This is a genomic window from Fulvivirga aurantia (assembly GCF_009711475.1).
In the GTDB taxonomy this organism is placed as follows: Bacteria; Bacteroidota; Bacteroidia; order Cytophagales; family Cyclobacteriaceae; genus Fulvivirga; species Fulvivirga aurantia.
In genome coordinates, this window is record NZ_SMMD01000786.1 from 1 (window position 1) to 8,266 (window position 8,266).

Genomic DNA, 8,266 nt, shown 5'->3' on the forward strand with positions numbered 1-8,266 from the left:
CTCAGAATCAACTTCTAAATCTCAATACAACAGGTCTAAAAAGAAATTAAGAGAAATACTCAGAAAGGAGGGTAATTATGAAAGACAACTTGGAACAACTGGTTAGAGATAAAAGAACCCAATTTGATGATAAAACACCAGATGAGAAGGTTTGGAGAAAGATAGCAAAAGACCTTGAAGGTAAGCAAAACTATATCTGGCTATGGAAGGTAGCTGCTATCATATTCTTTGCAATGTCTGTCTTACTGGCTCTGAAAGTTGACTTTACATCTGAGCCATTGATGGCTAAATCTACAAACGCACAACAAAGTGAATTTGAGGCTGTCGAAACCTTCTATTTTGACATGATCTCTGAAAAAAAGTCTTTGATTTATGACTTTGAGGAAAGAAACAAAGCCATCGATCAGGATTTTGAGCAGGATTTGCAAAAGCTAGACGCTATGTATCAGGTTCTAAAAGAGGAATTGGTGCGTAATCCCAGTAAAAAAGTGGTTGACGCACTCATACTTAACCTGCTTGTGAGAATCGATATCTTAAACGAGCAACTGCAGGACTTAGATACTGACGATGATGTAGATGAGGGCAGTTCCTCAAAAGAGGTGAATGCTTAATACTGTCCGGTAGATAAATCTACTTCCTGATTTTTAGAATCCATTACCTTACCTTTTTCGCATTTGAGTACTCGGGCGGGGTACTGTCTTACCAGGTTGTGATCGTGTGTTGCCATGAGTATGGCTGTACCACTTTTGTTGATTTCCTGAAAAATCTTAAAAATGCCTTGAGAAACCTCCGGGTCAAGATTACCGGTAGGCTCATCGGCTAGTAATATGGCAGGTTCGTTGATGAGAGCTCTGGCTATAACCACACGCTGTTGCTCACCACCAGATAGCTGGTGAGGCATCTTGGAGGCCACAGAGCCTAAACCTACACGCATAAGTACCTCGGTAAGCCTTCCTTTCATTTTAGACTTCTCCTTCCAGCCTGTGGCCTTCATTACAAATAGAAGGTTATCAGCTACAGATCGGTCCGGAAACAGTTGAAAGTCCTGAAAGATAATTCCTAGCTTTCTTCTCAGAAGAGGAATTTCGCTGTTTTTAATTTTCTGGATGTCGTAACCAGCAACATTAATTTCACCCAATCGAAGAGAAAGGTCAGCGTATAAGGTTTTAAGGAGGGAGGTTTTTCCACCTCCCGTTCTTCCTATCAAAAAGACAAATTCGCCCTTTTCTATTTCAAAATTCACATCACTTAATACAGTGTTGTTGTCTTGAAAGATGCTGGCATCTCTTACCCTTACAACCGGATCTGAAGAAAAGGACATACTAAGATTTTTTGATGATTAACCGTTAGCTTTTTTGTGATCAGCTAAGAATTTCTCTAACCCAGAAGTAGTAAGTGGGTGGTTGAGTAAGCTAGTAATCACACTTAATGGGCACGTAGCTACATCTGCACCTATTTCTGCGCACTGTACAAGGTGCATGGTGTGTCTCACACTAGCTGCAAGCACCTCTGTACCAAATCCATAGTTGTCATAGATGTGCACGATTTGCTCTATAAGCGTAAGGCCATCTGTAGAGATATCGTCTAATCGGCCAATAAATGGAGAAACGTAATTAGCTCCTGCCTTGGCAGCAAGTAATGCCTGACCGGCAGAGAAAATAAGTGTACAATTCGTTCTAATACCGTGATTGCTGAAATATTTGATGGCCTTAACACCATCCTTGATCATCGGCACTTTTACTACAATCTTGTCATCAATTTTAGCTAAAGCCTCGCCCTCTTTAATCATGTTTTCATAATCTGTAGCGATTACTTCAGCACTCACATTATCATCAACGATGTCGCAAATTGCTTTATAGTGATTTCTCACATTTTCTTCTCCTGTAATACCCTCTTTAGCCATAAGAGATGGGTTTGTGGTAACGCCATCTAATACACCTAGATCGTGGGCTTCTTTTATTTCATTAAGATTTGCTGTGTCGATAAAGAATTTCATGTGAGTAAGAGGATTATGTTTTTGTTGATAAAGTTATTATGAAAAGTAGATAAAAACCAAGCATGTGATGACTGTATGCTTATTTTAATCTATAAATAAGATTAAACAAAAAAGGCAAATCAAGTATCGCACCGCTACAACCGCCTACCCTTGCTACCTTCCGGTCCTGGGGGAGTTCAGCAGGAGCTGGTCGTACTGATTTGCCGATGCAAAGGTAAGAGGAAAACATTAAACCGCACAAAATTTATAAGAAAGAATATGGTGACTGAGCTTATTTTTTAGCTTTCTCAAAAGGTTGACAGAAATACTAGGTAAAAAAATAATTTTTATTGGTTATGCAATATTTTTAGTTCAATGACATTATTATTGCGTCAACCTTAAAAAACGCTCATGTTATCTCGATTAACCTCTTTCAAGCTTCACCTTATATTTCTATTTCTACTTACTAATTTTTCTCTACACGCACAAAGTATAGAACCGCCCACGGCCAAGAAAGAACCACATATAACCATAATTCATGGAGATACATTGCGTGATGATTACTTCTGGCTGAGAAAGAAAGGGGATTATGAGGTTATCAATTATTTATCCGCAGAAAATGGTTACGTGCAACGTATGACCAAAAGTGGTGACTGGGCCAGAGAAAAGTTATTTCAGGAAATTAAAAGCAGAGTTGATCTTAACGATACGAGCTTTCCCGTAAAAAGGGACAACTATTTTTATTACAGGCGATATGAAGCGGACAGTGATTATGAAATTTATTGCCGTAAGAAAGGAAGTATGTCTGCTGAAGAGGAGGTATTGCTAGATGTTAACCAATTAGCTAAAGGTATGGGTTATGTTTCTGTTAGAACAACAGTCAGCCCTGATCATCATAAACTTGCCTATCAGGTGGACTATACGGGAGGTGGAAAAACCACAGTGTACATAAAGGATCTGGTAACAGCAGAGGTTATAAATGATGAAGTGCATCGCGTTGCGGATTTTACATGGTTCAACGACAGTGAAACATTTGCTTATACAGTAAGAGATACGACCAATCGAAGTTATCTCGCCAAAATTCACAAGGTTGGTAATGATGTAAAAAATGACCGCATTCTATTTGAAGAAGTAGACAAGTCATATAGTGTATCGATTGGGAAAACCACTTCAAAGGAATACTTCCTCTTGAGTACGAGTGTCAATGGCAGCTCAGAATATCACTTTATGCCAGCTGATGACCCCGCAGCTGAGTTGGTAAAATTTTCAACAAGAGCCAATGAGCGAGTTTATGGTTTAAATCATTATAAGGGAGATGACCACTTCTACATCTATAAAAACTTTCCAAATAAGAACTACAACATCTCAAGAGTGCCAGTAAATAAAACGGAAGAACAAAATTGGGAGGAGTTTTATCCTGCTAACGATACAATTCCCTTAAGCAGTTACTCAATGTCAGATGAATTTTTGGTCTTGCATCAAAAAATAAGTGGTCTTGATCAGTTTAAGGTAGTTGATAGAAAAACTAATGAAAGCTATTCTATAGAATTTCCGGATGCTGCTTATGTAGCTGGAGGGTCTATAAATCTCGAATACGGTCCAAATATTTTCATTTATAGCTATAGTTCTTTGAGCAACCCGGGAGGTATTTATCAATATGATCTGCGAACTAAGGAATCTAAACTGTTAAAAGAATCGACAGTACACAATTATAATAGCGATGACTACACTACTGCAAGAATCTATGCCGAAGCTAAAGACGGTACGAAAGTGCCAATATCACTGGTGTATAAAAATGACCTAAACAGAAATGGAAATAACCCTTTGCTATTAAAAGGTTATGGTTCTTATGGTTCTACCTACAGCGCTTCGTTTGATTACTTTGACCTAAGTCTGCTTGAGCGTGGATTTGTATTGGCTATCGCACATGTAAGAGGCGGAGGGGAATATGGTTTTAAATGGTATGATGAGGGCAGGCTGTTCAATAAAATGAACACCTTCACCGATTTCATCGCTGTTACCGAGCACCTCATCAACCAGCGGTATACAAATGCCAACAGATTAATTATCGAGGGTGGAAGTGCCGGGGGACTATTGATGGGAGCCGTTCTTAACATGAGGCCAGAGCTCTATAAAGGAGCCATTGTAAATGTTCCTTTTGTAGATGTCATCAATACCATGCTTGATGAAACTATTCCTTTAACCACCTTTGAGTATAAGGAATGGGGTAACCCCAACAAGCAGGAGTATTACGAATACATGAAATCATACTCACCCTACGACAATATTAAGGCACAAGATTATCCGGCTATGTTAGTGCAGGGAGGTTATAATGACCTCAATGTAGCTTATTGGGAGCCAGCAAAATACGTGGCCAAGCTAAGGGCTAATAAAACAGATAGTAACCCGCTATATCTAAAAACCTCAATGAGTGCGGGTCATGGCCTTACTTCCGGCAGATTTAATGGTATGAAACAACGGGCTTTTGAGATGGCCTTTATGTTGAATGTGCTCGGAATGGATACAGGATATGGCACGATTAGAGGGGTAGTCAAGGATCATGAAGGCGAGCCAATGCCTTTTGTAAATGTATTTGTGGAGGGTACAACGAGAGGTACAACCACAAACTCCTCAGGGGAATATGCGCTTGACCTCAAAAACGGAGATTATAATCTGATTTTTAGCCACGTAGCTTACAATAATATTTCTGAGAAAGTACAGGTGAGTGGAGAAATTGACCTCAATGTTGAAATGCAGTCAGATGCAATAATGCTAAAGGATATAGTTGTGAGAGAAAACTATACCGACCCTGCATATGAGATAATTAAAGCTGCCATCGATAAACGTAAAGACTATCTAAGAGCAGTCGATGGGTTTTCTGCAGATGTATATATGAAATCATTTGACCGTTTGGACGAAATACCAGATAAACTTCCGGCCTTTTTACCCAAAGAAGATATGCCAGACAGCACTGATTTGGGACTGGTGTATTTGAGCGAGTCTTTGTCCGAACTTTATAAAAAACAACCTGATGAGGTAAAAGAGGTGATGATTTCATCAAAAGTCGGTGGTTGGAGTCAGGGATATAGCTGGAACCAGGCCGGACAAATAGACTTTAATTTCTACCAAAATCGAGTTGAAATTGGTGATCTGGCGGCCCGAGGTATTGTAAGCCCTGTAGCTACCAATGCGATGATGTTTTACCAATATGAGTATTTGGGAGAGGTGGAAAAACAAGGAAGTAGGGTAAATAAAATAAAGGTGATACCTCGAAGGAGGAATGACCCTGTTTTTGCGGGCAATATTTACATCGCAGAAGACACCTGGAATGTAGTTGGTGTAGATATGATATTAACCAACCGACAGGTTGAGTTCTACGATACATTATATGTAGAGCAGGATTATGTAAAAGTAAAAGAGGGTTTATGGATGCCCTTGATGCTCAAAACTTTCTCAAAAATCAAAATCTTTGGTTTTGCTGGTTCTACCAATAATATCATTTCATATAAAAACTATGAGGTCAATCCCGAGTTTCCTCCCAGGTTTTTTAATAATGAGATCTTTAAAATCGATGAGGATGCTAATAAAAAAGACAGTGTTTATTGGCTAGAAAACAGGCCTGTGGTCCTGACAGATGAAGAAATAAGGTACTATAGCAAAAGTGATAGCACAGAGCGATTAAGACAATCTGAACACTATCTCGACTCGCTGGACCGCAGACGAAATAAACTAAAAATTAACGACATACTCACTGGTTATAATCGTATCAATAGACACAAAAAGCATTATACCTACTATTCTGGTTTGCTGGAGATGTTTCAATTCAATACGGTTGAGGGTTTGGTCGTAAACATGAACTGGCGTTTTTACAAAGGTGACTGGATGAAATTAGATAAGCAAAATATATTCATCTCGGCCAACCTTCGATATGGATTTAGCAACGAGCGCTGGAATGGAAGCCTTATGGTACGAAAAATCCTGAATCCTATGAAGTTTCAGAGGTTGTCCTTTTCAGGAGGTAGAAGTATCGCACAATTAAATAACAGCAACCCGATAACTCCATTTATAAATACCTCTTATTCATTATTGAAGAGAGATAACTTTATGAAAATATATGGAAAGGACTTTGGTCAGGTTATCTACAATCAGGAGGTAACAAATGGAATAATGCTCACCAGTTCTTTAGCCTATGAAAATAGGGAAGCCCTGACTAATACAACAGACTACTCTTTTGTATCAAATAAAGAGGATCGAATGTATACGTCAAATAATCCTCTTCGCCCATTTGATGATACACCTCAGTTTGACGATCATCAGGCATTAGTGCTTAATCTCAAGGCAAAAATCAGTATAAAACAGAAGTTTGCCACACACCCTTATCGCAAGATTATTTATGGGTCTAAGTACCCTACACTTACCCTCAACTATAGAAAAGGAATAAAAGCCTTGGGAAGTGACGTGAACTATGATTTTGCCAGCCTTACAATTGGTGATAATCTTGACTTTGGATTGTTAGGAAAATCATCTTATGATGTAACCTATGGAGGGTTTATAAATAATAAGTCGGTACCATTTATTGATTACAAGCATTTTAGAGGAAACCAAACCATCTTTTTGAACAAGCAAGAGCACTGGGGTAGAGATCGAGCGGTATTAAATGCATTCCATTCGCTCGATTATTATGCGCACAGTACCAATGGTTCATACCTGGAAGCACATTACGAGCATCACTTCAATGGCTTTTTAATCAATAAATTTCCATTGTTGAGAAGAAGTAAGTTTCAAACACTAGGAGGGATTAACTTTCTTAAAACCGGCAATTTCGAACATGTAGAAGTCGTTTTTGGTATAGAGAATATCCTCAAAGTAATGCGGGTCGACTTCTTTACCTCATATAACGATATCAATGATGATGCGTATGGATTTCGATTGTGGTTTGGCTTAGGTAGCCTCTAAGACTTCAGGCCCTTGAGGTATATATTAAACTCAAGGGCGCTTGATTGCGCAAACCCATCGACTTTTAGGTCTTCGTAAATATCTTCGTCAAACTCGAGTTTCCTTTTTTCTATTGTGCCTGACTTAGGAATAGTTAATTCTACACCTGTATAGTCGACAGGGTTCAACTGTACGAGTACAGTGAAATCATCGAACTCGCGCTTAAAATATTCGTGTACTACATGTTGCATATTCTTTGCGAAAATGGGTATTATCCCGCAAATAGTAGCGATTTAAAATGATAATTTTGGATTAAACTTAAGCCAATACTTTTTCCTGAGTGGGTAAAGATATCTTTTCAGCGATTTGGTCTTCGAGTAAACCAATCCAGGCTTTGATGTATTTAACAACATCATCTTTCTTATTGTGGGCCAAATGCCTTTCTGAAAAATCAATTCGCTGCAGTACCTCTTTGTCAGATAGTTTCTCCAAATTTTTCAAATCTTCTGTGTCTAAACCAGCATGTAGCATTTCAGAGATAAGGTCGTCCATCAATAAGCCACTGGTAGGGCAGTAGTCGTTAAGTTGCTCGTTCCAATCGCCATGCTTTTGCATCGCTCTGGAGTGTATCTCATCTTTATTGAGTTTGGTAAGTTCCTGAGCCAGAAAGCCGCAATTGCAACTGCCCATATGGCCCCACTGATAAATATTAGAGGCAGATAATTGTTTTACAGTATTTCGAAGTGCTTCGATAAGTTGAGGATTTGCTTTAGCCATATCTACTTGTCTGTTTTGGTAATAAAACAATCTCTAATCTTTTTAGTTCGCAGAAGTAAGATCAGTATTTCCATGGGTGCAAGAAGCAAGTTATTCAATAATAAGATAGAGGAAAATACCCTGGCTTCTGGAAATTGTGGAGTAGGTTAGTTATTTTTAGAATATAATCTAAACTTAAAGTAATACTATGGGAAAAGGTGATAGAAAAACCAAGAAAGGTAAAATTGCTATGGGATCTTATGGAGTGAGAAGACCTAAATCAAAGAATAAAAAGGCAGTGACTGACCGACCTGCTAAGCAATCTAAAGCGACCGAAAGCAAGCCAAAAGCAGCCGAAGCTAAAAAAGAAACGGCTGAGAAACCTAAAACTGCAGCTAAGAAAACTACAGCCAAAAAAACGACTACAAAAAAGGCCGCTGCTAAAAAAGACGACAAAAAGTGATTTTTTATTAGTGCAGGTTTTTTAATAACAGAATCTGTTTTATATTTGGCACCACAAATGAGAAACAACAATATACATAGCGCATGGTGGTGGCATTTCCTCAAATGAGGTGATGAACAGCGTTATTGTATAGAAAC

At 38.6% G+C, this 8,266-nt stretch carries 7 protein-coding genes and 1 other RNA gene; 3 read left to right on the forward strand and 5 right to left on the reverse strand.

Going from position 1 to position 8,266, the window contains the following annotated elements; translation table 11 throughout:
- Window positions 1-77: 77 nt before the first annotated feature.
- Window positions 78-611 (forward strand): hypothetical protein, encoded by a 534-nt coding sequence (locus E1176_RS10195; protein WP_155210508.1) that lies wholly within the window; start codon window positions 78-80, stop codon window positions 609-611.
- On the opposite strand, the gene E1176_RS10200 is transcribed toward E1176_RS10195, so the two are convergent.
- The 3 genes from E1176_RS10200 to ffs form a co-directional block, all read right to left on the reverse strand.
- Window positions 608-1,321: a cell division ATP-binding protein FtsE gene (locus E1176_RS10200; protein ID WP_155210509.1), complete on the reverse strand. Its 714-nt coding sequence runs from the start codon at window positions 1,319-1,321 to the stop codon at window positions 608-610. The genes E1176_RS10195 and E1176_RS10200 overlap by 4 nt on opposite strands.
- 18 nt (window positions 1,322-1,339) lie before the next feature.
- Window positions 1,340-1,996, reverse strand: coding sequence for a fructose-6-phosphate aldolase (fsa, locus tag E1176_RS10205; RefSeq protein ID WP_155210510.1), 657 nt, complete (start codon window positions 1,994-1,996; stop codon window positions 1,340-1,342).
- A gap of 108 nt (window positions 1,997-2,104) precedes the next feature.
- Window positions 2,105-2,203, reverse strand: an RNA gene (gene ffs / locus E1176_RS10210) — signal recognition particle sRNA small type.
- A gap of 183 nt (window positions 2,204-2,386) precedes the next feature.
- On the opposite strand from ffs, the gene E1176_RS10215 reads away from it, so the two are divergent.
- Window positions 2,387-6,931 (forward strand): DUF5686 family protein, encoded by a 4,545-nt coding sequence (locus E1176_RS10215; RefSeq protein ID WP_155210511.1) that lies wholly within the window; start codon window positions 2,387-2,389, stop codon window positions 6,929-6,931.
- Here E1176_RS10215 and E1176_RS10220 read toward each other — a convergent pair.
- Together E1176_RS10220 and E1176_RS10225 are read right to left on the reverse strand one after the other, a co-directional pair.
- Window positions 6,928-7,161: a hypothetical protein gene (locus E1176_RS10220; protein WP_155210512.1), complete on the reverse strand. Its 234-nt coding sequence runs from the start codon at window positions 7,159-7,161 to the stop codon at window positions 6,928-6,930. The two genes, E1176_RS10215 and E1176_RS10220, sit on opposite strands and share 4 nt — an antisense overlap.
- A gap of 67 nt (window positions 7,162-7,228) precedes the next feature.
- Window positions 7,229-7,687: a hypothetical protein gene (locus E1176_RS10225; RefSeq protein ID WP_155210513.1), complete on the reverse strand. Its 459-nt coding sequence runs from the start codon at window positions 7,685-7,687 to the stop codon at window positions 7,229-7,231.
- A 187-nt stretch (window positions 7,688-7,874) separates the two neighbouring features.
- On the opposite strand from E1176_RS10225, the gene E1176_RS10230 reads away from it, so the two are divergent.
- Window positions 7,875-8,129 carry a 30S ribosomal protein THX gene (locus E1176_RS10230; RefSeq protein WP_155210514.1) on the forward strand — a complete coding sequence of 85 codons (255 nt, stop codon included), beginning with the start codon at window positions 7,875-7,877 and terminating at the stop codon, window positions 8,127-8,129.
- Window positions 8,130-8,266: the final 137 nt, after the last annotated feature.